A 24,344-nucleotide genomic window follows, 5' to 3' on the forward strand; every position below is an offset into this window, starting at 1 on the left:
GACGCCACGCCCACCCCGGAACCGGCGGACGGCCCGCACGATCCCTTTGTTCTCGCCGCATTTCTTTGCCACAAGCCGATACGACCCCTGCCGGGCGAGAACGACCCGTCGCCGATCGCGGGGCGCCTCACCGAGACCTCCCGCCGCATGCCGCCGCCTCGAACGGGCGATCGGCCGCGACCGGGCGTTGTCCGGGGATACCCGACGATCGGATCGTCACGAGACCCGTCTGCCGAAGGCCCGCCCGCCGTCCATGCCCGATCCCCAGCTTTCGCCACCCGACGACGCCGCCCCGATCCCGACCGGTGTGCCGGGCCTCGATTCGATCCTGGAGGGCGGCTACGCGGCCAACCGCGCCCACCTGATCGAGGGCCGGCCGGGCTCGGGCAAGACCACCCAGGCGCTGCAATTCCTCATCGACGGGGCGCGGCTCGGCGAGCGCTGCCTCTACATCACCCTGTCGGAGAGCCGGCGCGAGCTGATCTCGGTCGCCACCCGCCACGGCTGGTCGCTCGACGGCATCGAGATCTTCGAGCTGGTGCCGCCCGAGCTCAGCCTCGACCCGCGCCAGCAGCAGAGCCTCGTCCATTCCTCCGACCTCGAGCTCGGCGAGACCGTGCGGCTCGCCGTCGCGGAACTCGACCGGGTCAAGCCGCAGCGGGTGGTGTTCGACAGCCTCTCGGAGATCCGGCTGCTCTCGCAGGGCTCGCTGCGCTACCGCCGCCAGGTGCTGGCCTTGCGCAGCTACCTCCTCATCCACGACGCCACCGCGCTCCTCCTCGACGACCTCACGGCGGAGCAGGACGACCTCAACCTGCACAGCCTCTGCCACGCGGTGATCCAGCTCGAGCAGCTCGCCCCGCTCTACGGCGGCGAGCGCCGTCGCCTGCGGGTGATCAAGATGCGCGGCACGCGGTTCCGCGGCGGCTTCCACGACTTCGTCATCCGCCGCGGCGGCCTCACGGTGTTTCCCCGCCTGGTCGCGGCCGAGCACGGCCATTCCTACGCGATCGACCGGCTCGGCAGCGGCAATCCGGGCCTCGACGCGCTGCTGGGCGGCGGGCTCGACCGGGGCACCAGCACGATGCTGCTCGGACCCTCGGGGGTCGGCAAGTCGTCGACGGCGCTGGCCTACGTCACGGCGGCGCTGGCGCGCGGCGAGCGCGGGCTGATCCTCAGCTTCGACGAGCCGACCGGGATCCTGCGGCGTCGGGCCGCCGGTCTCGGCATGGCCGTCGACGGGCCGATCGCCGACGGCCGCCTGCGGGTCGAGCAGATCGACCCGGCGGAGGTCTCGCCGGGCGAGCTCGCCGCGATGGTGCGCAACGCCGTCGAGCGCGACGGCGCGCGCGTGGTGCTGATCGATTCGCTCACCGGCTACCACAACGCGATGCCGGGCGAGCAGTATCTGCTGCTGCAGATGCACGAGATCCTGACATACCTGAACCAGCAGGGCGTGACGACGCTGCTGGTACTGGCCCAGCACGGGCTCGTCGGCCAGATGTCGGCGGCGGTCGACCTCACCTACCTCAGCGACACCGTGGTGCTGTTCCGGTACTTCGAGGCGGACGGGCACTTGCGCCGGGCGGTGTCGGTGGTCAAGAAGAGGGTGGGGCCGCACGAGGCTACCATCCGGGAACTCCGGATCGACGGCGACGGTTTGCGTGTCGGCGAGCCGCTGGTGGGCTTCCGGGGCGTCCTGACCGGCGTGCCGGTCTTCCAGGGCCGCCTGCCGGCCGAGGGCGCGGGACCCGAGCGGGATCTGCCGGTGGGGTCAGCCGATCGGGACAGCCATGAGAGAGAATGATCCCCCGGTCCTGATCCTGGCCCCGACGGGCCGCGACGCCGAGGTGGCGTCGAGCATCCTCGAGGAGGCCGGCCTGCGGGCGGAGGTCTGCGCCGACCTGCCGGCGCTGGTCGCCCGGCTCGACGAGGGCAGCTGCGCCGTCCTGACCGAGGAGGCCCTGCGCGCCTCCGACCGGCACGGGCTCGCCGCCTACCTCGCCGGGCAGGAGCCGTGGTCGGACTATCCGTTCGTGCTGCTCACCCTGCGGGGCACCCCGCCGGAGGCGCGGCTGATGGAATCCCTCGGCAACGTCACGCTGCTGGAACGGCCGTTCCACCCCGCCACCCTGGTGACCGCGACCCGCTTCGCCGTCCGGGCGCGCCGGCGCCAGCGCGAGGCCGCGGCCTTCCTGCACGAGCGCCAGCAGACCGCCGAGCGCCAGGCCCTGCTGATCCGCGAGCTGCACCACCGGGTGAAGAACACGCTCGCCACCGTGCAGGCGCTGCTCGGGGCCTCGGCGCGGGGCGCCACCAGCGTCGACGAGTTCTACCAGGGCTTCTCGGCCCGGGTGATCTCGCTCGCCAAGACCCACAACCTCCTGACGGAAGATTACTGGCAGATGGCCTCGCTCCAGGAGATGCTGGAGAACGAGCTCGGCCCCTACAACGACGAGGCCGGCAAGCGCATCGCCCTGAAGGGCCCGCTGGTCGAGCTCACCGCCGACCTCGCGGTGCCGACCGGCATGGCGATCCACGAATTGACCACCAACGCCGCCAAGCACGGCGCCCTCTCGGTGCCCGAGGGGCGCATCACCGTGACCTGGGACGTGGCGCAGGACGAGGCCGGCCGCCGCCTGCGGCTCGACTGGACCGAGCGCGGCGGACCGCGGACCGCGGAACCGACCCGCAAGGGCTTCGGCTCGACCCTGCTGCAGCGCGTGCTCACCATGCAGTGCGGCGCCGACATCAAGTTCGACTTCAAGCCGACCGGGCTGCACTTCCGCATGGAGGCGCCGCTGGTCGAGCACCGGACGGTGCCGCACTACTGACGCGCCCCCCGGACGCCTGCGTCCGGAGCGTCCTCACGCCGCCCGGACGGCGGCGGGCAGGAGCGCGGCCGCCACCGCCGCGGGGCTGTCGAACAGGTGATCGGGCCCGGCGGCCGCGAGCGCCGGCCCGCGCGTGTAGCCCCAGGTCACCGCCCCGAAGGCGAGGCCCGCCCGCGCGGCGGCCGCGTGGTCGCGCAGCTCGTCGCCGAGGCACAGGACGCGGGACGGCGGGATGCCGCTCGCGCGCACCACGGCGGCGAACCGGCGCGCCTTGCCGAACACGCCGGCGCCGCAGGCGTAGTGCCCGATCAGGCCGGCGCAATCCGGGCCGAGCACCCGGCGCGCCACGTCCTCGCGGTTCGAGCTGACGAGGGCGAGCGTGATCCCGCCCTCCCGCAGCCGCCCGAGCAGGGCCGGGATGCCGGGAAACGGCGCCAGCATGCCGGCGTCGCGGGCGGCGAGGCCGTGCATGTGGCGGGCGATGAAGGGCAGCTTCCAGCCGGGGACGCCGAGGCGCCGCATCACGCCCCGCGCGTCGAGCGCCCGCAGGGCCTCGACCTCGTCGGGCGCGGGCCGGCGGAAGCCGTAGCGGTCGGCGACGCCCGGCAGGACGCCGGCGAACCACGGGAAGGTGTCGGCCAGCGTGCCGTCGAAATCGAGGACGACCAGCCGGTACGGCGGGCCGTCCCGGTCGGCTACCAGCACACGCGGGGCAGCCGGCGCTTCCAGCGCTGGCCGACGCGCAGGTCCTCGTCGCCGGCGCGGCGCTTGGCCCGCAGGCGCATCTCGCCGGTCTCGGCCGCCTCGGCCACCGGAGCCTTGGACTGGGGTGCCTCGGGCTGGGGCGCGGCGGCCTGGATCCGCGGGGCGGCCGGCAGCGCGATGGGGGCGGGGGTCTGGATCGGCGCCTCGTCGGGCCAGTCCTCGGGCCAGACGAAGGCCGGCCGAGGGCCGGGCGTGCGGCGCTGCGCCGGGGCGGCGGTCCGGTAGCGGCGCACCCGCGGCAGCTTCGGCTCGGGTTCCGGCGCCGCCTCCGGCTCCGGCTCGGGCTCCGGCGGGGCGATCAGGCTCGGCAGAACGCGCTTGGCGCCGGCGTTCCTGGGGTCGGACGCGGCGGCCGGCGAAGGCTTGGAGAAGACGTCTCTCGCCAGGGCGTCCCGCGCCGACGAATCCTTCGCGGCGGGCGACTTGAGGGAGGAGTCCTTGGCGAAGGCCGGGGCCTCCGGCGGGTCGAAACGGCCCGACTGGGTCGCCGCGGCGGCCTCCTCGAACAGGCCGGTCCCGGCCCAGAGGTTGCGGCCGGGGGCGGCGGGACGTCGCTCGGGCTCGCCCGTCGCGGCGGGGCTCGCCGGGGGCTTGCTTGCGGGGCGCTCGCTCTGGGGCCGCTCGCTGTCGGGGGTGGCGATCAAGGGGGATGTGCGGCTGCGCTTGATCTCGACCGTGAATGACGGTCTCGCGCGGTGGCGCGTCATTGAATGTCCTGAAGCGATCTGTTCGGAATCAATCACCCGCGGCCATGCGCGCGGGCACGATCCTCACTTAGGATGGGTTAGGGGAATTGTCCATGGCAAGAATTGATAAAGTCTCAACGGAGGTCACAGTGACGGCATCCCGATGGTCTGGCGTCCGCAATGTTCTGTCGGCCGCGAGATTTGACTCAATCGTGTCGCAGTCGTGCCGTGTCCCGGCGGGAGGCCGCGCGTGAGCCGGCCGGTCGCCCGCGTCTTCGTGCTCACGGGAGCCGGGATCTCGGCCGAGAGCGGGCTCGGCACCTTCCGGGATCCGGGCGGGCTGTGGCGCCGCTTCGACCCGATGCGGCTCGCCACTCCCGAGGCCTTCGCCCGCGAGCCCGAGGAGGTCCACGCCTTCTACAACCTGCGCCGGCAGGGGGTGCGGGAGGCCGCGCCCAACGCCGCCCACGCGGCGCTGGCGCGGCTGGAGGCGGGCCTTGCCGCCCGCGGCGGCGGGCTCTTCCTGTGCACCCAGAACGTCGACGACCTGCACGAGCGCGCCGGCTCGCGGTCGGTCGTGCACATGCACGGCGAACTGATGCGGGTGCGCTGCACCGCCTGCGGCGCGGCCGCGCCCTGGGCGGAGGATCTCGGTCTCGACACCGCCTGCCCGGCCTGCGGGCGGCGGGGCGGGATGCGCCCGGACGTGGTGTGGTTCGGCGAGGTGCCGCTCCACCTCGACGCGATCGGCGACGCTCTCGCGGCGGCCGACCTGTTCGTCGCCATCGGCACCTCCGGGGCGGTCTATCCGGCGGCGGGCTTCGTGGCGCAGGCCCGGGCCGCCGGGATCCCGACCCGGGAGATCAACCTCGCGCCCTCCGACACCGCCGGCCTGTTCGACGAGGCCACCTACGGCCCGGCCACCCGGGCGGTGCCGGACTTCGTCGCGGAGCTTCTCGACGAAGATCTACCGGGCAGAGACGGGCCGGGCCGGGACCGGCACGGCGGACGGGAGGCGTGACCTTCCTCCGGGCGGGACGGTCAGGGCGCGTAGGCGCTGGCGGCCGCCGGCAGGGACAGGGCCGGGAGCGGCCGTGCCGCGAGCGGCCGCAGCACCGGCCGCAGCCAGGGGCCCTCGATGGCGAAGTGCCCGGCGGGCCGCCCGTCGGGCCCGGGCTCGATCCTCGCCTCGGCGCCGAGGCGGCGCTCGGCCAGGAAGACCCGGCCGCCGAGGGTCGCCGTCATCCCCCCGCCGCGGACCTGGCCCTGGCCGATCTCGGCGACCCCGTCGGCCACCGTCAGGCTGACCCGGGCGCGCTCGAAATGGGTGCGGCCGCCCCGGCGCAGGGCGACGGCGGTGGAATCGGGCCGCTGGGCGAGGTCGGCGAGGTTGAGGCCGAGGATCTCGCCGCCCTCCACCGTGGCGACGGCGCGCCCGCCGAGGCGGCCGACGAGGTCGGCGAGGCTCGATCCGGCCGTGTCGAGCACCGCCGAGCCCTGGCCGCGGCCGAGGATCCAGCGCGGCCAGCCGAGATCGGCGAACAGGCCGCCGAGGTCGACCCGGTCGGCGCTGCCCTGGAGGCGGGCGTCGAGGCCGGAGGGCAGGGCGGCCAAAGCCGCCCGCCCCTTGACGGTGCCGCCCTGCACGGTGGCGCGCCCGAGCGTCGCCTCGACGGTGCCGTCGCGCACCAGGAGGCCGGCGGCGACGTCCTGCGCCTCCAGGGACCCGAGGCGGGCGGAGGCCGCGGAGAGCCGCAGGTCGAGGTCGCCCCGGGTGAGGGCGTCGAGGCCGAGGGGCGCCCGGCTCCAGCCGCCGCCGGGCTCGACGTCGGGCAGGAGACCCGACAGGTCGAGCCTCTCGGCCGCCAGGGTGCCGCTGACGGACAACCGCCCCCGCGCCAGGGCGAGGGCGCCGGCTCCCTCGAGCCGGTTGTCGCCGAACCGCACCCGGATCTCGGGCCATTCGACGCCGCCCGGACGAGCCGTGAAGCGCCCCTCGACGCCGACCGGGCCGGCGAGCGCGGCGGGACCGGGCTCGACCCCGAGCCAGGCCAGGGTGCGGGCCAGGGCCGGGGTGGTGAACCGGCCCTGGCCGGACAGGCGCGGGCCGTCCGTGGCGGGGCCCGCGGACGCCTCGTTGGCAGGGACATTCGCGGCGGGAGAATTCGCGGCGGTCGTCCCGGCCCAGACCAGGCTGCCCTCGATCTCGGCGCTGCCCTCCGCGGAGGGTCCGTCGATGCCGGGGCCGGCGACCCAGGTCAGGGCGGCGGTGAGCGGGGTCTCGGCGCCGGCCGCGAGCGCGGGCGGGCGCAGGCCCGACACGGTGAGCGTCGCCGGCACGCCGCGCCAGGTGAAGGCGGCCGAGAGGTCGAGCCCGGCGCTCGGGCGCGGCCAGCTCGCCACCAAGTTCAGGCCGGTGACCGTCTCGCGGCTGCCGGTGCGGGGATCGCGTCCGGAGAGCGTGGCGTCGACGAGGACGAGGCGGCGCAGGTGGCGGCCGCGCCCGGCGGCGACGCGGGCGGCCAGCCGCGCGGCCGGCTCAGCCCAGTCGACCGCCGCGTCGTCCGGCAGGGCGATCCGGGCCCGGTCGAGGACGAGGCCGGTGACCTCGGCCCGGCCGGCGAGGAGCCCGGCGAGGCCGAGCTGCACCTGCAGGCCGGCGCTCTCGACGAGGTCGTGATCGCCCCGGCGCAGCCGCACCCGGGAGAAGCTGAGGGACGGGGCCGGCAGCAGGGTCAAGGTGGCGGGCCCGGCGGCCGAGAGGCCGAGGCCGTAGCGCCGCGCGAGGTCCCGCTCGGCGAAGGCGACCGCCCGCGGCGCCGCGATCGTCCAGGGCAGGGAGGCGGCCGTGAGCGCGAGGGCCGCCGTGGCGGCGCCGCTCAGGGCCAGGATGGTTCGGCGCGACATCGCTCTCCGGCTGCCGGCGTGGACGAGAAGACGATGCCCCCCCGGGCCGCCGCCGCCTGCGGTCCCTCGGACCTGCCGGCGGCGGGCGCCATCCCAAAACTTCCCTTTGACGGCCCCGGTATAATCCCTCGTGCGCGTCTTGTCTCCCCGGGCCGGCGCGCCGCCCCCGGCCCCGCCGGAGCGGACCATTTTCCCGGCACCGCCCGGTGGTGCGGCGCCGCAACGGTGCTACACAGGGCGGCGAGGCGCCGCATCCGTGCGGGAACGAGGGCATCCGAGCCCCGGCGGCACCAGAATGGATTGGGGAAACGAGGGATGAAGAAGGTATACCCCGACGCCACCGCCGCCCTGGCGGGCGTCCTGCGGGACGGCATGACGATCATGGCCGGCGGCTTCGGCCTGTGCGGCATTCCCGACGTCCTCATCGACGCGGTGCGCGAGAGCGGCGCCAAGGACCTCACGGTCATCTCGAACAATGCCGGCATCGACGGCGTCGGCCTCGGCGTGCTGCTCGAGACGCGCCAGATCAAGAAGATGATCTCGTCCTATGTCGGCGAGAACAAGACCTTCGCCAAGCAGTACCTCGCCGGCGAGCTCGAGATCGAGTTCAACCCGCAGGGCACGCTGGCCGAGCGCATCCGTGCCGGCGGCGCCGGCGTCCCGGCTTTCTTCACCAAGACCGGCGTCGGCACCCTGATCGCCGAGGGCAAGGAAACCCGGGAGTTCGACGGCGAGACCTACGTGATGGAGCGCGGCCTGTTCGCCGACGTCTCGCTGGTCCACGCCTGGAAGGGCGACCACGAGGGCAACCTCGTCTACCGGAAGACCGCCCGCAACTTCAACCCGATGATGGCGTCGGCCTCGCGCATGACCATCGCGCAGGTCGAGCACCTGGTGCGCCCCGGCGAGATCGACCCGGACCACATCATCACGCCCGGCGTGTTCGTGAAGCGGATGATCCACGTCCCGAACGCGGAGAAGCGCATCGAGCAGCGCACCACCCGCAAGCGTGCCGAGGCCGCCCCCAACGCCGAGCCCGCGCCCGCCCCCACGGGCGGCGGCGCCATCTGACGAGCGAGAGAGGAGACCACCATGGCTTGGACCCGCGACCAGATGGCGGCCCGCGCCGCCCGCGAGCTCGAGGACGGCTTCTACGTCAACCTCGGCATCGGCATCCCGACGCTGGTGTCGAACTACATCCCCGACGGCATGTCGGTGCAGCTCCAGTCCGAGAACGGGATGCTGGGCATGGGCCCGTTCCCCTACGAGGGCGAGGAGGATCCCGACCTCATCAACGCCGGCAAGCAGACCATCACCGAGCTGCCGACCACGAGCTACTTCTCGTCGGCCGATTCGTTCGGGATGATCCGCGGCGGGCACATCGACCTGTCGATCCTCGGCGCGATGCAGGTGGCCCAGAACGGCGACCTCGCCAACTGGATGATCCCCGGCAAGATGGTGAAGGGGATGGGCGGCGCGATGGACCTCGTCGCCGGCGTCAAGAAGGTCGTCGTGGTGATGGAGCACGTCGCCAAGGCCAAGGACGGCTCGGAATCGCCGAAGCTGCTCGAGGCCTGCGACCTGCCGCTCACCGGCACCCACGTCGTCGACATGGTCATCACCGATCTCGGCGTCTTCACCATCGACAAGAAGGGTGACGGCGGCATGAGCCTGGTGGAACTCGCCGACGGCGTCACCGAGGACGAGGTGCGGGCGAAGACGCAGGGCCAGTACCGGGTGGCGCTGAAGAACGGCTGAGGACGGTCTGCCTGCACGAGCAGGCAGATCGAACGACACCGTCGACACGTCACTGAGTCATCCCGGGGCTCGCCGCAGGCGAGAACCCGGGATCCATAACCGCCGACCTTCGAGAATGAGGCGGCGTCCGTCCTACTTCATCTGCATCGTCAGCGGTTATGGATCCCGGGCTCCGCTGCGCGGCCCCGGGACGACGATGGCGACTGTCAGCTGCGTCGACGAGGTAGCCGGGCAGGCTTGGATCAGTGCTGCCCCGGATACGCCGCATCCAGCACGAACGGGTACGGCCCGTCGAAACTCTCGACATAGACCATGTGACTGACGATCCCGCTCTCCGGGGTGTAGCGATGGAGCAGATAGGCCGGCGGCTCGAACACCAGGGCGCCCGTGTGCGCCGGGTCTAGATCGAAGGCGACCTGGTGCGTCACGCTCGGGGCGATCTGCGCGATCGTGCCGGCATAGCGGGTCACGATCGGCCGGTGGTGGTGGCCGCACAGGATCCGCTCGATCGAGGTCTCACCGGCGATCAGCCGCCGGAACGGCGCCTCGCCGTCGAGGAGCCGGATCTCGTCCATGTGGACGAGGCCGCACTCGAAGGGCGGGTGGTGCATGAACACCAGGGTCGGGCGGCCGTCGCCGCCGGCGAGCGCCCGTTCGAGAAAGCCGAGGCGCTCGGTGCAGAGCGCGCCGTGGCTCGCGCCCGCCACCAGCGTGTCGAGGGCGATCAGGCGGACCGGGTGATCCTCGATCGTGTACTGGACGAACCCGTCGGTTACGCCGGGCATCCAGGCCGTCGGCAGAACCTCGCGCAGGGTCTCGCGCCGGTCGTGATTGCCGGGGATGACGTAGACCGGCATCGGCAGGCGGGCGAGGAGGCCGCGCAGCTCCTCGTATTCTTCCGCCAGCCCGCAATCGGTGAGGTCGCCGGAGATCAGCACCAGGTCGGGGCGGGGATCGAGGGCGAGGAGGTGCGCGACCGCGCGAGCGACCATCCGGTTGGTCTCGGAGACCCGGTAGGCCGGCAGGCCGCGGGGGCGCACGTGCAGGTCGGTGATCTGGGCGATGAGCATGGGGGCTTGTCCGGTCGATTGTTGTACAGGCGCGACGCCCTTTCCCGGACGACTGAAGCGTCAGCGGAAGGAGATCGGGCTCCAGCAGAAGAAGTGCCGCGAAGCGGCTCTGAATACTGCGTCGTTGCAGGCAGGCAGACGTTTCGCGAAGTCTTGCGCCGGATCCCGGGTCCCATTCCGCTATCGCTGCATGGGCCCGGGAAAGGGGAGGGTATCAGGACGAAGCGATCACTCGGCGCCCGGCAGACGGAGCGCGGTGTCCTCGACGTAGGGGCGCATCAGGGCGTCGGCGGCCTTCTGGGCGGCGGCGAGCGCCTCCTTGGGCTGGCGCTTGCCGGAGAGCACGGCCTGCAGCTCGTCCTCGATCGCCTTGCGCACCGGCACGGTGCGGTAGGTGGCAAACCACGGCTTGGCGTTGGCGAGCTGGTCGACGGCGATCTTGGCGTCGGGGTTCTTGTCGAGGAAGGCCTTCATCTCCGGCAGGTCGTAGGCGGCCTTGTTGGGGGCGAAGTAGCCCGTGGCGCGGCTCCACCAGCCCGACTTCTCGGGCGAGGTCAGCCACTGGATCAGGGTCCAGCCGGCGGCGCGCTTCTCGGGCGAGAGGCCGGTCGGCTGCACCAGCGAGGCGCCGCCGATCGGCACCGCCTGGCGCACGTTCATCGGCACGAAGGCGACCTTGAACGGGAACTTGGCGGTGTCGCGGACGAAGGTGAGCGAGCCGGTCGAGATGATCATCATCGAGGCCTGGCCGGCCAGGAACGCGCCGGTCACCGCCGGGCCCTTCTGCTCGCCGGCCGGGTGCACCTTGGCCTTGTGCACGAGGTCCGACCAGAAGGTGAGGGCGCCGAGCATCGTCGGGGTGTCGTAATAGACCTCGCCGCCATACTCCTCGTTGTAGTAGCGCCCGCCGTTCGACATCGTCAGGGCTTCGAGGATCCAGCCGCCGTAATCGTAGTTTGAGGGCATCATCAGGCCCCAGCGGGTGGTGCGGTCGCCCTCGCGCCTGGTCAGCTTGCGGGCGGCGTCGGCGAGCTCGGCCCAGGTCCGCGGCGGCTTGTCGGGGTCGAGGCCGACCTCCTTGAAGTGGTCGGCGTTGATGTAGAGGAGCGGCGTAGAGTTGTGGAACGGCACGCCGTAGACCTTGCGGTCGATCACGGCGTTGGGAAGCAGCGCCGGGAAGAACTGGGCCATGAAGGCGTCGGGCGTCATTCCTGGCTGATCCTTGCCGCCCTTGGCGATCAGGTCGTCCATCGGGGCGATCTCGCGCTCGATCGACAGGTCGGTGAGGAAGTTCGCCGACATGATGACCGCCGCCGGCGGCTTGCCGGCCTTGATCGCCGCGCGGGTCTTCAGGAGCGTGTCGTCGTAGGAGCCGGTGAAGACCGGGACCGCCTTGATGTCGGGGTGGGAGTCGTTGAACTCCTTGATGAGCCCCGACATGTTGCGGGCGAGCGCACCGTCCACCGGGACGGGGAAGAACAGCTCGATGTCGGTCGCGAACGAAGGCTGCGGCGCCGCGAGGCCGGCCGCTGCCACGAGGGCGAGGGCGGCGCCCTTCCACCAGGAAATCATCTTGTCGGTCCTCTTTACTTGATGCCGGAGGCGAGGAAGCTGTTCACGAACCGGCGCTGGAAGATCAGGAAGGCGGCGAGCAGCGGCAGGCTGACCAGGAAGGTGCCGGCCGCGATCAGCCCCCAGGCCTGCATCCCCTCGGCGCTGAGCGTGAAGCTCGCGAGACCGAGGGTCAGGGGCCGCCTGTCGGGGGAGTTGATGACCATCAGCGGCCACAGGAACTCGTTCCAGTGGCTGGTGACCGAGACGATCGAGAAGGCGACGAGGGCGGGCTTCGTCAGCGGCAGGTAGATGAGGCGGATGCGGGCCCACCAGCCGGCCCCGTCGATCATCGCGGCGTCTTCCAGCTCGCGCGGCACCTCGCGGAAGCTCTGGCGCATCAGGAAGGTGCCGAAGGCGGTGGCGAAGTAGGGCGCCATGACGCCCGGCAGGGTGTCGTAGAGGCCCAAAGCCGCGACCGTCTTCAGGTTCGGCACCAGCAGCACCACCGGCACCAGCATCAGCTGGACCAGGAACAGGGCGAACAGGATGCCGCGGCCGGGGAATTCGAGGCGTGCGAAGACGTAGCCGGCAAGCGACGCCGTGACGAGCTGCACGACCAGGATGCCGGCGCAGACCGCGAGCGAGTTGAGGAAGTAGAGCGGGAAGTCGGCCGAGGCCCAGGCCTCGGCGAAGTTGGCGAGCGTCGGCGTCAGGGAGGGCAGGAGCGAGGCATCCGCCCCCGATCCCGCCGGCCGGAACGCCGCCACCAGCATCCACCAGAACGGCACCGCCCAGACGAGCGCGAGGCCGGCGACGACGAGGCGGGCGATCTGCGGGGTGACCTCGCGGGTCACCGGGCCGGATTGGACCTTGGCGTTCATCGGGCCGCCTCCGGGCCCTGGCCGCGGGCGAGCGACAGGGTGGTGAGGGCGGCGAGCAGGCCCAGGGTCACCACGGTCGCGGCGGCGGCGCGGCCGGCATCGTAGCGCTCGGCGGCCTGCTCGTAGATGTAGAACAGGAGGAGCTTCGTCGCGTCCGAGGGACCGCCCTTGGTCAGGACGAAGACGTGGTCGACCTGCGTCACGGCGTTCAGGAGCGCGATCACCCCGACGAAGGCGAAGGTCGGGCGGAGCGCCGGCAGGGTCACGAAGCGCAGGCGCTGCCACGGCCCGGCGCCGTCGAGGAGCGCGGCTTCCTTGGCCTCGTCGGGGATCGCCTGCAGGCCGGCCAGGATGAACAGCATGTAGTAGCCGGCGTTCTTCCACACGGTGAGCACCGTGATGGCGGCGAGCGCGAGATCGGGATCGCCGAGCCAGTTGGCGCCGGGGAGCCCGAGCCGGGCGAGGTGATGATCGATCAGCCCGATGCCGGGCAGGAACAGGAACAGGAAGAGCGCGGCGGCCGCCACCAGCGGGATCATCACCGGCAGGAAGAACAAGGCCCGCATCAGGGCCCGCACCCGGCCGGCGCCGTTCAGCGCCAGCGCGAAGGCGAGCGCCAGGACCAGGCTCGGCACCACCGTGCCGACCGCGTAGAGCGCGTTGTTGAGGAGCGCGCGCTGGAAGGTCGGGTCGGCGAAGAGGGCGGCGAAGTTGTCCAGGCCCACGAAGCGGGTGCCGCGCCGCGTTACCGCGTGGGTGGCGTCCCACAAAACCTCGACCACCGGCCAGTAGGTGAACAGGGCGAGGAAGACGAGGGAGGGGCTCAGCAGCGCCAGCGGCAGGAGCAGGCCGGCCCGGGGCTGCCGGGCCGCGGCGGGCACGGCCGTCGGAACGGCCGGAATCGTATCGAGGACGTGGGTCAAAGGGTCCGCCGGAGATGTCGTGACCGGCGCGTCATCGGGCGGTTTCGTGACAGGCGAATGAAATTCGATCCGCCCTCGACCGTGTTTCCGGCGCTCCCGCCGCCACGATCCCGGCCCGGTGGCCGTTTCAGACGAATTTTCGACAATGGCACGCGGTGGCAATCGCCGGATCAACGACAACCCTTGCTGGCGTCCGCCGCGATCCGACATGCAAGATCTTGCCGAATCGCTCCCGCAAGACGGATATCACGTTACGTAACTTGAGAGTCCGGTGGAGCCGGGCCTGTCGACGCCGACGGGGACGATCGGCAGGAGAGAGGAGGGGGCGCATCATCGTGCCGGATCGGGCGGACCGGACCGTCCCCGGGAGATGCCGATGCCCTTCGGTCGCGCCTTTCCGTCCGGCGGATGTCCGACGGGCTCGGGCAGAACGCGCACCGCTTCGTTTCGAAGCGGCGGCGGATATGGATCCCGGATTTCCGCCTTCGGCGGCCTCCGGGATGGCGAGGAAGGTCGGACGACCGGAGTTCGGCGCGTCAGCGCCGGCTCACCCGCATCGGCATGCCCTCGGACGGCCGCAGGGTGATGCGCTGCTTGAGCACCGGCAGGTAGCCGGGCCGGAGCGAGAAGCGGAGCGAGCGGACCAGCACCGCCAGGATCGCCACCGCCTCGGACAGCGCGAACCCCATGCCGATGCAGATGCGCGGGCCGGCGGCGAAGGGCAGGTAGGCGTAGCGGTCGCGGGCCTTGGCGGCCTCGGGGGCGAAGCGGGCGGGGTCGAAGCGCTCCGGCTCGTCCCACAGCGCCGCGTGGCGGTGCACGGCGTAGATCGGGATCGTGATCGGCGTGCCGGCACGCACCGGTATCCCGTCGAGGTCGACGTCGCGCAATGCGGCCCGCACCACCACCGGCACCGGCGGGTAGAGCCGCATCGCCTCCAGGATCACCTGGCGGGTGTAGGGGAGGGCGTCGACGTGCTCGGGCGCGAGCGGCCCGCCGGCGGTCGCCGCCTCGACCTCGGCGGCGATCAGCGCCTCGCTCTCCGGGTGGTGGGAGAGCAGGTAGAGCGCCCAGGTGAGGGCGAGCGCCGTGGTCTCGTGCCCGGCGGTCACGAAGGTGAGCAGGTTGTCGGCGACGTCGCGGTCGTCCATCGCCTGCCCGGTCTCCGGGTCGCGGGCGGCGAGCAAGAGGCTCAAGAGGTCGTTGCGCCCCTCGGTGCCGGTGCGGCGCCCCTCGGCGGCGAGGCGCAGCAGCTCGTCGCGCAGGTAGGTCTTGGCCCGCTCGGCCTTGGCGCGACCCGGGAACGGCAGCCAGGCCGGCGCCCGCAGCAGCGTGAGGGCGACGACCCAGCTGGTCGATTCGAGGTAGTCGGTGATGCCGCGCTCGACCCGGGCCGCGTCGATCCCGCCGGCGCCCGGCAGCATGGTCTCGACGATGATCTCGAAGGTGGTGCGCATCATCGTCTGGGCGAGATCGACCTCGGCGCCCGGATCGGCCGCGAGGGCGTCGCGGGTGCGCTCGGCCGCCGCGATCATCGCCGGCACGAAGCTGCGGATGCGCTCGGCCCGGAAGATCGGTGCCGCCGCCCGGCGCTGCCAGCGCCAGCGCGCGCCGTCGGCGGTCAGGATCGCGTCGCCGAGCGCCGGCGAGAGGGCGCGGCGCAGGACCTCCGACTTTTCGAAGGCGTCGGCGTCGTCCACCATCACCCGGCGGATCAGGTTCGGCGCCATCACGAACAGGCTGGAATTGCCCAGGACGGTCGAGGTGTAGACCGGCTCGCGGTAGATCGTCTCCGGCCAGGCCTCGAGGGGGTTGCGCACCACGGTGCTCAGGAAGCGCCACGGCCCGAGCGGCTGGGCCGGCGGCGTGATCCGGGCGAGGACCGGCCGGGCCCCCTCGGGGGCCGGACGGACGTGGGACGGATGCGCGTTCATGGCTCGCCTGGGTTCGGTGGTCCCGACGGGCACCGGGAGCCCGGAGGTTGTCTACCCGCTTCTGGGCGCGAGCGTGACCGGGAAACGCATCCCGGCCGGTGCGCGTTGGCACATCGCGCGCGGTGCCACGGTCACGGGAGAACCTGGGCCCGCCGGACCGGAGATCCGCCGATGCAGGCCGCCTTCGACAGGACCACCCTCGACCGCCTGATCGCGCTGGGCCGCAGCCGGGGCGAACTCACCCCCGACGACCTGCGCCGGGCCCTGCCGGTCGACCGGATGAGCGCCGAGGACATCGCGCTGGTGCTGATCGAGCTGGAGGAGGCCGGGATCGCGGTCGATCCCGACGAGATCCTGCTGCAGGGCGGCGGAACGCCGTTGCCCGCCGGCGCGATCCGGCTGCCCGAGCCGCCGGTACCGGCCCCCGCCGCACCCGTGGTGGCACCCGTGGTGGAACCGCCGCCCGCCGCAGCCACAGCCGCGACGACATCTGCCCCGGACCGGGTGTCGCCGCCGCCCGCCCGTGGCGGCGCGCACCGGGCGGTGATCCTGGCGGGGCTCGCCGCCCTCGCGCTCGCCGTCCTCGTCCTGACGCTGTGGGCCCTGCGCGGCTGAGGGCGCGGCCGGCCGGCGTGGTCGGCCGCCGCGTGGCCGCTATATCCCGCCCTCCCTCGACCAAGGATTCCGCGCGCATGACCGGCCCCGCCTACCGCTTCGGCATCGAGGAGGAATTCTTCCTGGCGGACGCCGCCACCCGGGGCACGCCGGGCCAGGGCGTCCAGGGGTTCCACGCCGCCGCCAAGGCGCTGCTGCCGGCGGCCGAGCGCGAGCTGCTGCAGAGCCAGATCGAGATCGCGACGCCGCCCGCCACCACGCCCGCGGAGGCGCGCAGCGGCCTGTCGGCCCTGCGCCGCGGCCTCGCCGAGATCGGGCGGGCGCACGGGATCCTGGTCTTCGGCGCCGGCACCCATCCGGGCGCGGCCTGGGACGCGCAATCCCCGACCGACGGGGCGCGCTACGACGGCATCCTCGACGCGGTGCGGATGATCGGGCGGCGCACGCTGGTGAGCGGCATGCACGTCCACGTCGAGGTGGCGCGGCCCGACGACCGGGTCGACCTGATGAACCGGCTGCTGCCGTTCCTGCCGGCGCTGCTGGCGCTCTCGGTCTCCTCGCCGTTCTGGGAGGGGCGCGACACGGGCCTTGCCGGCTACCGCCTCAGCGTGTTCGGCGAGATGCCCCGCACCGGGCTGCCGGACCCGTTCGCGAGCACGGCGGAGTTCGAGCGCTTCGTGTCGGTGATGAAAGCTGCCGGGGCGATCGAGGATGCGAGCTTCCTGTGGTGGCACCTGCGGCCCTCGATCCGCTACCCGACGCTCGAGTTGCGCATCGCCGACAGCTGCACGCGGGTCGAGGACGCGGTGGCGATCGCGAGCCTGTACCGCTGCCTCGTGCGCGCCGCCGAGCGCCGGCCGGACCTGAATGCCGCCCTCGACGGGGTCGCCCGGGCGGTGATCCGCGAGAACCTGTGGCGGGCCCAGCGCGACGGCGTGCGTGCCGCCCTGATCGACCCCGGGGCCGGCCGCGCCGTGCCGTTCGGCGAGGCGATCGAGGAAATCCTCTCGCTCGTCGCCGAGGACGCGGCGGCGCTCGGGTGCGAGGACGCCCTCGACGACGCCCGCCGCATCGCCCGCGACGGCACCAGCGCCGACCGCCAGCGCGCGGCCTACGCGGCGGCGGGCAGGAGCGACGGTTCGGGAATCGCCGCGGTGGTGGACGCGCTGGCACGGGAGACCGAGGGGCGGGCGGCGTAGGGCGGGGGCGCGTCCCCGCCGCGGCGCCGACGAAAGCCCGCGGCGGCGGACGGTGCTGTCGCGGTTCCGTTCTGCAGGCGGCCGATCGCGGCCACGCCCGCTTCGGAGATCACCCGACCGCCTCGGGCCGCTCACGCCCGGAGCGGACCACCGCCGACAGAGAGACGTGGTCCTGGATCCCACCCTCCCGCCGTGAATCGCATAATGTATCTTATGGAACTTGGCCGGGATCGGCAGGCCGGGACGCCCGACCGGGACACGCCCGGTTTCCCTTCATGCCGACGCGAATCGGGTGCACGATGCCACCATGACCGAACTCCTGGAATACGCCATCGAACGCGTCCGCACCCTCTCGCCCGAGCTTCGTCCCATGCGCAGGACCTTGGCGAGCCCCTACCTGATCTTCTACGTCGCGACCGAGAACGAGATCGTCGTAGTCGGCATCCGGCACGGCGCTCGCGACCCCGCCACGATGCCGAACACGCCACGACGACCCGCATGACGACCGCCAACCTCTTCGCCGGCCTGCCCGCCGCGCCGCAATCCGACGAGACGACCGACGTCCTGGCGCAGGCCCCGCATGGCCGCGTCGAGCGGATCGTCTCCACCGGCCAGGCGAGCCCGCCGGGCTTCTGGTACGACCAGCCCTGGGACGAGTGGGTCGTGCTGCTCTCGGGAAGCGCCGGCCTGCACCTGCACGGCGAGCCGGCGCCGCGGCGGCTCGGACCCGGCGACCACCTGACGATCCCGGCCCGCCTGCGCCACCGGGTCGAGTGGACGAGCCCCGACGAGGCGACCGTCTGGCTCGCGGTCCACCTCCGGCCGGCCGATCAGCCGTCGACCGCGAGCGAGAGCCCGTCATAGGCCGGGACCACCCCGGGCGGCAGGCGCCGGCGCAGGGTCTCGTAGTCGAGGTCGGTGTGGAGGTTGGTCAGGACGGCGCGGCGCGGCGCCACCTCCTCGATCAGCGCCAGGGCGTCCGAGACCGAGAAATGGGTCGGATGGGGCGAATCGCGCAAGGCGTCGACGATCAGGAGATCGAGGTTGCGCAACCGTGCCTTGGCGGCGTCCAGCATCGTGCTGACGTCCGGCGCGTAGGCCGCGTCGGCGAAGCGGAAGCCGAGCGCCTTCTCCTCGGGCCCGTGCTCCATGACGAAGGCCGTGGCGGTCACCGGCCCGCCCGGGCCCTCGACGGTCACCGGCGCGCCGGCCTCGAGCGCGTGCAGGTCGAGGATCGGCGGGTAGAGGCTGCCCTCCCGGGAGGTGAAGCAATAGGCGAAGCGGGCGCGCAGCAGGTCGGAGGTCGTGGCGTCGGCATGGACCGGGATGCGCCGGCGCATGTGGATCACCAGCGGGCGCACGTCGTCGATGCCGTGGGTGTGGTCGGCGTGGGAATGGGTGAACAGGATCCCGTCGAGGCGCGCCACCGCGGCATCGAGGAGCTGCTCGCGCAGGTCCGGCGAGGTGTCGACCAGCACGGTCGTCGCCTCGTCCCCGGCCTCCCGGCGCTCGACCAGGAGCGAGCAGCGCCGGCGCCGGTTCTTGGGCTCCGCCGGGTCGCAGGCGCCCCAGCCGTAGCCGACCCGCGGCACGCCGCCCGAGGAGCCGCAGCCCAGGATGCGAAGGGTCAGGGTCGGCATGCGGTCGAAGCCCTCAGCTGTGTGCGGCGGCCTTGTCGAACAGGCGGTAGAAGTTGGCGGTGGTGAGGGCCGCGAGCGCCTCGGGCGCGAGGCCCACGGTCTCGGCCAGCACCCGGGCGGTGTCGGCGACGAAGGCCGGCTCGTTCGGCCGGCCGCGATGCGGCACCGGCGCGAGGTAGGGCGCGTCGGTCTCGACCAGCAGGCGGTCGTGCGGCACGCCCCTGGCGATGTCCCGGATCTCGTCCGAGTTGCGGAAGGTGACGATGCCGGAGAACGACACGGAGAGGCCGAGCTCCACCCCCACCTCGGCGAGCCGCCGCCCCGACGAGAAGCAGTGCAGCACGGCCTTGAACGGCCCGCGCGCCATCTCCTCGGTGAGGATCGCCGACACGTCCTCGTCCGCCTCGCGGGCATGGATGACGAGCGGCAGCCCGCTCTCGCGCGCCGCCGCGATGTGGGTGCGGAAGACCTTCTGCTGCACGTCCCGCGGGGCGTAATCGTAGTGGTAGTCGAGCCCGGCCTCGCCGATGCCGATGCAGCGCGGATGGCGCGACAGGGCGACGATCTCGGCCGCCGGCACGTCCGGCTCCTCGCCGGCCTGGTGCGGGTGGGTGCCGATCGTGAACAGCACCTCGGGGTGGGCCTCGCTCAAGGCCCGGTAGGTCTCGAACCGGGCGACCCGGGTCGAGATCGTCACCATCCGGTCGATCCCGGCGCTCTTCGCCCGGGCCAGCACCTCGGGCAGCCGCTCGGCGAGGCCGGGCGAATCGAGGTGGCAATGGCTGTCGACCAGGCTGACGCCTCGGGGGCTGTCGACCAGGCTGACGCCTCGGGGACTGGCGACCGGGCTCACGCCTCGGGCTCCACGTAGCGCGGGAAGATCGGGCTCGGCGCCGGCAGGGCCGTGCCGGGCGCGAGCCGGTGATCCGGCCCGATAGCGGCGAGGTTGCGCGCGTCGGGCGCCACCGCCAGCAGGTCGAGGAGCCGGGCGGCGGCGCTCGGGATGAAGGGCTGGACCAGGATGCCCACCGCCCGCAGCACCTCGGCGGTGGTGTACAGCACCGCCTCCATCCGGGCCGGGTCGGTCTTGCGCAGGGCCCAGGGCTCCTGGCCGGCGAAGTAGCGGTTGGCCTCCGCCACGACCGCCCAGATCTCGGCCAGCACCGCGTGCAGGGCGAGGTCCTGCATCAACCCCCTCGCCTTCTCCGGCAGCGCGTCGGCCAGCGCCAGCAGCGCCCGGTCGGCGGCGGACGGCTCGCCGGCTTGCGGGAAGGGTGCGGGGATTTGGCCGCCGCAATTGCGGGCGATCATGGTCAGCGAGCGCTGGGCGAGGTTGCCGAGGTCGTTGGCGAGGTCGGCGTTGAGGCGGTTGACGATCGCCTCGTGCGAGTAGCTGCCGTCCTGGCCGAACGGCACCTCGCGCAGCATGAAGTAGCGCAAGGGGTCGACGCCGTAGGCCTCGGCGAGCGCCGTCGGGGCGACGACGTTGCCGAGCGACTTCGACATCTTCTCGCCCTTGTTGAGCAGGAAGCCGTGGCCGAAGACGCGCTGCGGGACCGGGAGACCGGCCGACATCAGGAAGGCCGGCCAGTAGACCGCGTGGAAGCGGATGATGTCCTTGCCGATGACGTGGAGCGCCGCCGGCCACTGGCGCCAGCGCGGCGCGCCCTCGTCGGGGAAGCCGCAGGACGTGATGTAGTTCGTCAGCGCGTCGACCCAGACGTACATGACGTGGGCCGGGTTGCCCGGCACCGGCACGCCCCAGTCGAAGGTGGTGCGGCTGACCGACAGGTCCTGCAGGCCCGAGCGGACGAAGCTCGTCACCTCGTTGCGGCGCGAGTCGGGGCCGATGAAGTCCGGGTTCGCCTCGTAGAGGGCGAGCAGGCGCTCGCCGTAGGCCGAGAGCCGGAAGAAGTAGCTCTCCTCCTCGACCCACTCGACCGGCGTGCCGGTCTTCTCGGCCCGGCGGCTGCCGTCGGGCGCGGTGACGAGCTCGGCCTCGTCGTAATAGGCCTCGTCGCGGACCGAGTACCAGCCGGCATACTTGGCGAGGTAGATGTCGCCGTTCTCCTCCATCCGGCGCCACAGCGCCTGGGCGGCGGCGACGTGGTCGGCGTCGGTGGTGCGGATGAAGCGGTCGAAGGAGCAGTCGAGCTGCTCGGCCATGGCGCGGAAGCGCGGCGCCATGTCGTCCACGAAGGTGCGCGGGCCGATCCCGGCCTTGGCGGCGGTCTGCTGGATCTTGAGGCCGTGCTCGTCGGTGCCGGTGGTGAAGAACACGTCGTAGCCGTCGAGGCGCTTAAAGCGCGCGATGGCGTCGGCGGCGATCACCTCGTAGGCGTGGCCGATATGCGGCACCCCGTTGGGGTACGAGATGGCGGTGGTGATGAAGAACGGCTCGCCCGCCACGGCTGGTTTCCCGGTATGAAGGAGTCGGATCGGGCCCGCCCGCGAGGCGGCGCCCGTCCGTGCCTTAGAGCAAATTCGGGCAGCGGTGCCCACCCCCCCGCGAGGGCGTTCCCGCCGCTCCGCCGCGCGTCAGGCCCCGACGGCCTGGCGGAACGGCTCGTCCATCGGCGCGTCCCGGTGGCGCGCCGCCCGGTCGAGGCGCACCGCGTGGTTGATCATCGCCATGTGGGTGAAGCCTTGCGGGACGTTGCCGCGCTGCTCGCCCGACCCCGCGTCGATCTCCTCGGCGAACAGCCCGAGATCGTTGCCGCGGGTCAGCAACCGGGCGAAGAGCGGCTCGGCCTCGGCCATGCGCCCGGCGAGCGCCAGGCAGCCGACGCGCCAGAACGCGCAGGCCGCGAAGGTCGCCTCCGGGTGCTCGAAGCCGTCGGCGTTGCGGTAGCGGTAGAGGAGGTCGCCGTCGCCGAGCCCGGCGCTCACCGCCTCGAGCGTCGCGGCGACCCGGGGCGAATCGGGCTCGAAGGCGCCGAACAGCACCGTGCGCAGGACCGCGGCGTCGAGGTCGTCGGAGCCGTAGGCCTGGGTGTAGGCACCGACGCGGGGGTTCCAGCCCTTGTCGTGGTACTCGGCCCGGATCTCGGCGGCGACGCGCCGCCACTCCTCGACCCGCTCGGGGGGCGCCACCTCGACGGCCTCGGCGATCTGCACCGCCCGGTCGAGGGCGACCCAGAGCATGCCCTTGGTGTGGAGGATCTGGCGCGTCTCGTCGCGCAGCTCCCAGATGCCGTGATCGGGCGCGTGGCGGCAGCGGATGACGTGGTCGGTGAGGTGGCCGAGCGCCTCGGGCAGATGGTCGTTGACCTTCACCGGCGGGTCGTAGTCGACGGCGTCCAGGAAGGCGTGGAGCGCCACCAGGAACTCGCCGTAGATGTCGTACTGGTGCTGGCTCGAGGCCGCGTTGCCGATCCGCACCGGACCGACCCCGCGCCAGCCGCGCAGGTGGTCGAGGATCTCCTCCTCCGGAACGCGCCCGTTGATGCCGTACATCAGTTCCAGGTCGCGGCCGCGGCTGTGGTCGGCGTCGCGCAGGAAGCGCAGGAACTCCGCCGCCTCGCGCACGTAGCCGAGATTGACGAAGGCCGTGACGGTGAAGCTCGCGTCCCGCATCCAGACGTAGCGGTAGTCGAAGTTGCGGGTGCCCGGCACCGCCTCCGGCAGGCTGGTGGTGGAGGCCGCGATGATCCCACCCGAGGGCGCGTGGGTCAGGAGCTTGAGCACCAGCGCGCTGCGCAGCACGCTGTCGCGGTGCGGCCCGTCATAGGTGCAGCGCCCGGACCATTCGTGCCAGTAGCCTTCCGTCGCCGACAGGCTCGCGGCGGCGTGCCCGATGTCGCCGTCGTCGTCCTTCCGATGGGCGAGGACCAGGGACACCCCCTCCCCGGCCCTCAGGGCGAACGCCGCCTCGACCCGGTCGCCGAGGACCGCGAGCGGCACCGTGGCGGCGACCCGCACGCCCTCCGGCTTCGAGCGGCGCCGGCACAGCACCGTCCCCCCCGCCTCGGGCTCGAGGACGGCGCCGTCGCGGGCGTAGTCGAAGGTCGGGCGCACCCGGAAGCGCCCCGACACCGTCCCGGCCTCGCAGGCGGCGATCCGCACGATCCGGCCGTGGGGGGCGCCGTCCGGGCCCTCGTCGGGCACCTCCGCCAGGGGGTGGAGCGGCATGAAGTCGGTGAGCCGGAGCGTCCCGGTCGCGGTGACGAACACCGTCTCCAGGATGGTGGTGCCGGGCCGGTAGGCCCGGCGCGTCTCGCGCACGTCGTCGAGGACGATCTCGCAGGCCCCGCCCTTGTCCTCGTCGAGGAGGCGCAGGAACACCGCCGGGCTGTCGTGGCAGGGCCAGCACAGCCAGTCGATCGACCCGTCGCGGGCGACGAGCGCCGTCGTGCAGGTGTCGCCGATGACGGCGTAGTCCTCGATCGGCCGGTCCGTCACGTCGCCTCGCACTCAACACACGTTAAAGCGCGGGGGTAACGGCCCGTCGGGGGCAGGGTTTCGGGGCGCGACGGTTTGCGCCGCACCACGCCCCGGCGGCCGTCCGGCAAGGTCCCTCGGTCCGGGTCAGTCGACCCAGGTGCAGGACACCGCCAGCGACGCGACGCCGAGCACCGCCCGGACCTCGTCCCGGATGGTGACGAACAGGTGCAGCCGGTCCTGGCGCCGGGCCTCGTCGCGGGCGATGTCGGCCAGGACCCGCATGGCGTGGGCCTGGGCGGCCTCGCGGCTCGGCCACTCGCTGCCCTCGTCGTCGCGGTGCGACAGGTCGTGGTCGTTGATGTCGAAGAAGTAGCGCGGCACCGGCGGCCCCTGGAGTGTCGAGAAGGCCGCCGGGCGGAAGATCCCGGATCCCGCCGACCGGTCTCGCCGATCGGGGCGCCTCGAGGCTTCACTTAAGACGCAACGTCATCGCCTGCCCTCGCAAATGTTTATTGAACGCTGATTTTCCCGCGGGACAAACAAGCACTTGGATTACCACGTTTAGACAGTCCCGACCGGCGCGAATGCCGGCCCCATGCGACCCGCAGCCGGGGCGCCCTGGTCAATTCCGCTGGCCGGCGATAGGGTTGCGCGGGTGGTTTCCCCGCCCGCCGGGTGCGCCGGCGATCCGCGGCTCGCCGCCGGCGTCGCCGACGAAGAAGGACAGCGCGCCCTGCGGCTCTCGCTCTACACCGACCTGTCGCTGCGCCTGCTGCTCTATCTCGGGACGGTGGAGGGCGGCGGCTGGACGACGACGCCCGCCGTCGCGCGCACCTTCGGGGTGTCGCTGAACCACCTCCAGAAGGTGGCGCGCGGGCTCACGGGGGCGGGCTACATCGAGGCCCGGCAGGGCCGCTCCGGCGGGGTGCGCCTGGCCCGGCCGCCGGCCGAGGTGCGGCTCGGCGCCGTGGTGGCGGAGCTGGAGGGCCTCGGCTGCCTCGTCGAGTGCGGCCGCGGCCCCTGCCCGCTCGCCGGGCGCTGCCTGCTGAAGACCGCGCTGGACGCGGCCGAGCGGAGCTTCATCCGCGAGCTCGACCGCTTCACCCTGGCGGACGTGCTGGCCGGCCCGACCGGGGCGACCCTGCGCGACCTGATCGGGCGCGACGCCGAGGGGGCGGGAGAGCCGGGCGCGTAG

General features: G+C 72.8%; 23 protein-coding genes. 10 read left to right on the forward strand and 13 right to left on the reverse strand.

Annotated elements, in window-relative coordinates; all coding sequences use genetic code 11:
* The first annotated feature begins 253 nt into the window (after positions 1-253).
* Together HPY23_RS13805 and HPY23_RS13810 are read left to right on the forward strand one after the other, a co-directional pair.
* Entirely contained in the window at positions 254-1,807 is a 1,554-nt protein-coding gene (locus tag HPY23_RS13805; protein ID WP_091888538.1) for an ATPase domain-containing protein, read from the forward strand.
* Positions 1,794-2,834 (forward strand): sensor histidine kinase, encoded by a 1,041-nt coding sequence (locus tag HPY23_RS13810; protein WP_060847645.1) that lies wholly within the window; start codon positions 1,794-1,796, stop codon positions 2,832-2,834. Before HPY23_RS13805 ends, HPY23_RS13810 begins: the two co-directional genes overlap by 14 nt.
* A 33-nt stretch (positions 2,835-2,867) precedes the next feature.
* Here the strand turns inward: HPY23_RS13810 and HPY23_RS13815 are convergent, their stop codons facing one another.
* Both HPY23_RS13815 and HPY23_RS13820 read right to left on the reverse strand, forming a co-directional pair.
* Complete coding sequence (locus HPY23_RS13815) at positions 2,868-3,539, reverse strand: HAD hydrolase-like protein (RefSeq protein ID WP_091888540.1); 672 nt, start codon at positions 3,537-3,539, stop codon at positions 2,868-2,870.
* The gene (locus tag HPY23_RS13820; protein ID WP_060847646.1) at positions 3,530-4,306 is read right to left on the reverse strand and encodes a hypothetical protein; all 777 of its coding nucleotides are present in this window, start codon (positions 4,304-4,306) and stop codon (positions 3,530-3,532) included. The genes HPY23_RS13815 and HPY23_RS13820 overlap by 10 nt, the downstream gene beginning before the upstream one ends.
* Positions 4,307-4,535: 229 nt before the next feature.
* Between HPY23_RS13820 and HPY23_RS13825 the strand changes: the two genes are divergently transcribed.
* The gene (locus HPY23_RS13825) at positions 4,536-5,306 is read left to right on the forward strand and encodes an NAD-dependent deacylase (protein WP_091888542.1); all 771 of its coding nucleotides are present in this window, start codon (positions 4,536-4,538) and stop codon (positions 5,304-5,306) included.
* A 20-nt stretch (positions 5,307-5,326) separates the two neighbouring features.
* Here the strand turns inward: HPY23_RS13825 and HPY23_RS13830 are convergent, their stop codons facing one another.
* Complete coding sequence (locus HPY23_RS13830; protein WP_091888544.1) at positions 5,327-7,192, reverse strand: AsmA family protein; 1,866 nt, start codon at positions 7,190-7,192, stop codon at positions 5,327-5,329.
* Positions 7,193-7,507: 315 nt separating this feature from the next.
* Here HPY23_RS13830 and HPY23_RS13835 point away from each other — a divergent pair, with 315 nt between their 5' ends.
* Positions 7,508-8,263: a CoA transferase subunit A gene (locus tag HPY23_RS13835; protein WP_060847649.1), complete on the forward strand. Its 756-nt coding sequence runs from the start codon at positions 7,508-7,510 to the stop codon at positions 8,261-8,263.
* Positions 8,264-8,284: 21 nt separating this feature from the next.
* The gene (locus tag HPY23_RS13840) at positions 8,285-8,950 is read left to right on the forward strand and encodes a 3-oxoacid CoA-transferase subunit B (protein WP_060847650.1); all 666 of its coding nucleotides are present in this window, start codon (positions 8,285-8,287) and stop codon (positions 8,948-8,950) included.
* Positions 8,951-9,192: 242 nt separating this feature from the next.
* Here the strand turns inward: HPY23_RS13840 and HPY23_RS13845 are convergent, their stop codons facing one another.
* The 5 genes from HPY23_RS13845 to HPY23_RS13865 form a co-directional block, all read right to left on the reverse strand.
* Positions 9,193-10,020, reverse strand: coding sequence for a phosphodiesterase (locus tag HPY23_RS13845; RefSeq protein WP_091888546.1), 828 nt, complete (start codon positions 10,018-10,020; stop codon positions 9,193-9,195).
* A gap of 228 nt (positions 10,021-10,248) precedes the next feature.
* A complete protein-coding gene (locus HPY23_RS13850; protein ID WP_091888548.1) occupies positions 10,249-11,592 on the reverse strand; it encodes an ABC transporter substrate-binding protein in 1,344 nt (447 codons plus the stop codon).
* Between the two features lie 14 nt (positions 11,593-11,606).
* Entirely contained in the window at positions 11,607-12,455 is an 849-nt protein-coding gene (locus HPY23_RS13855; RefSeq protein WP_091888550.1) for a carbohydrate ABC transporter permease, read from the reverse strand.
* Positions 12,452-13,336 (reverse strand): carbohydrate ABC transporter permease, encoded by an 885-nt coding sequence (locus HPY23_RS13860; protein WP_244537628.1) that lies wholly within the window; start codon positions 13,334-13,336, stop codon positions 12,452-12,454. The genes HPY23_RS13855 and HPY23_RS13860 overlap by 4 nt, the downstream gene beginning before the upstream one ends.
* A gap of 578 nt (positions 13,337-13,914) precedes the next feature.
* Positions 13,915-15,312, reverse strand: a complete 1,398-nt coding sequence (locus tag HPY23_RS13865) for a cytochrome P450 (protein WP_091888555.1) — start codon at positions 15,310-15,312, stop codon at positions 13,915-13,917.
* A gap of 171 nt (positions 15,313-15,483) precedes the next feature.
* Between HPY23_RS13865 and HPY23_RS13870 the strand changes: the two genes are divergently transcribed.
* The 4 genes from HPY23_RS13870 to HPY23_RS13885 all read left to right on the forward strand — a co-directional run bounded on the left by HPY23_RS13870 (position 15,484) and on the right by HPY23_RS13885 (position 17,990).
* Positions 15,484-15,927: an RNA polymerase sigma factor region1.1 domain-containing protein gene (locus HPY23_RS13870; protein ID WP_091888557.1), complete on the forward strand. Its 444-nt coding sequence runs from the start codon at positions 15,484-15,486 to the stop codon at positions 15,925-15,927.
* A 77-nt stretch (positions 15,928-16,004) separates the two neighbouring features.
* A complete protein-coding gene (locus tag HPY23_RS13875) occupies positions 16,005-17,126 on the forward strand; it encodes a carboxylate-amine ligase (RefSeq protein WP_091888559.1) in 1,122 nt (373 codons plus the stop codon).
* Between the two features lie 307 nt (positions 17,127-17,433).
* The gene (locus HPY23_RS13880; protein ID WP_060847656.1) at positions 17,434-17,628 is read left to right on the forward strand and encodes a type II toxin-antitoxin system RelE/ParE family toxin; all 195 of its coding nucleotides are present in this window, start codon (positions 17,434-17,436) and stop codon (positions 17,626-17,628) included.
* On the forward strand, positions 17,625-17,990 hold the full coding sequence (locus HPY23_RS13885) for a cupin domain-containing protein (RefSeq protein WP_091888561.1): 366 nt from the start codon (positions 17,625-17,627) through the stop codon (positions 17,988-17,990). Before HPY23_RS13880 ends, HPY23_RS13885 begins: the two co-directional genes overlap by 4 nt.
* Here the strand turns inward: HPY23_RS13885 and HPY23_RS13890 are convergent.
* The 5 genes from HPY23_RS13890 to HPY23_RS13910 form a co-directional block, all read right to left on the reverse strand.
* On the reverse strand, positions 17,957-18,766 hold the full coding sequence (locus HPY23_RS13890) for an MBL fold metallo-hydrolase (protein WP_091888563.1): 810 nt from the start codon (positions 18,764-18,766) through the stop codon (positions 17,957-17,959). The two genes, HPY23_RS13885 and HPY23_RS13890, sit on opposite strands and share 34 nt — an antisense overlap.
* A 13-nt stretch (positions 18,767-18,779) precedes the next feature.
* Complete coding sequence (locus tag HPY23_RS13895) at positions 18,780-19,619, reverse strand: TatD family hydrolase (protein WP_244537629.1); 840 nt, start codon at positions 19,617-19,619, stop codon at positions 18,780-18,782.
* On the reverse strand, positions 19,616-21,175 hold the full coding sequence (gene metG, locus HPY23_RS13900) for a methionine--tRNA ligase (protein WP_091888565.1): 1,560 nt from the start codon (positions 21,173-21,175) through the stop codon (positions 19,616-19,618). The genes HPY23_RS13895 and metG overlap by 4 nt, the downstream gene beginning before the upstream one ends.
* Positions 21,176-21,304: 129 nt before the next feature.
* On the reverse strand, positions 21,305-23,167 hold the full coding sequence (locus tag HPY23_RS13905; protein ID WP_091888567.1) for a glycoside hydrolase family 15 protein: 1,863 nt from the start codon (positions 23,165-23,167) through the stop codon (positions 21,305-21,307).
* A 126-nt stretch (positions 23,168-23,293) separates the two neighbouring features.
* Positions 23,294-23,530 carry a DUF6894 family protein gene (locus tag HPY23_RS13910; RefSeq protein ID WP_060847661.1) on the reverse strand — a complete coding sequence of 79 codons (237 nt, stop codon included), beginning with the start codon at positions 23,528-23,530 and terminating at the stop codon, positions 23,294-23,296.
* Between the two features lie 274 nt (positions 23,531-23,804).
* On the opposite strand from HPY23_RS13910, the gene HPY23_RS13915 reads away from it, so the two are divergent.
* Entirely contained in the window at positions 23,805-24,344 is a 540-nt protein-coding gene (locus tag HPY23_RS13915; protein WP_244537630.1) for an RrF2 family transcriptional regulator, read from the forward strand.

The sequence above is a fragment of the Methylobacterium ajmalii genome (assembly GCF_016613415.1).
Classification (GTDB): domain Bacteria; phylum Pseudomonadota; class Alphaproteobacteria; order Rhizobiales; family Beijerinckiaceae; genus Methylobacterium; species Methylobacterium ajmalii.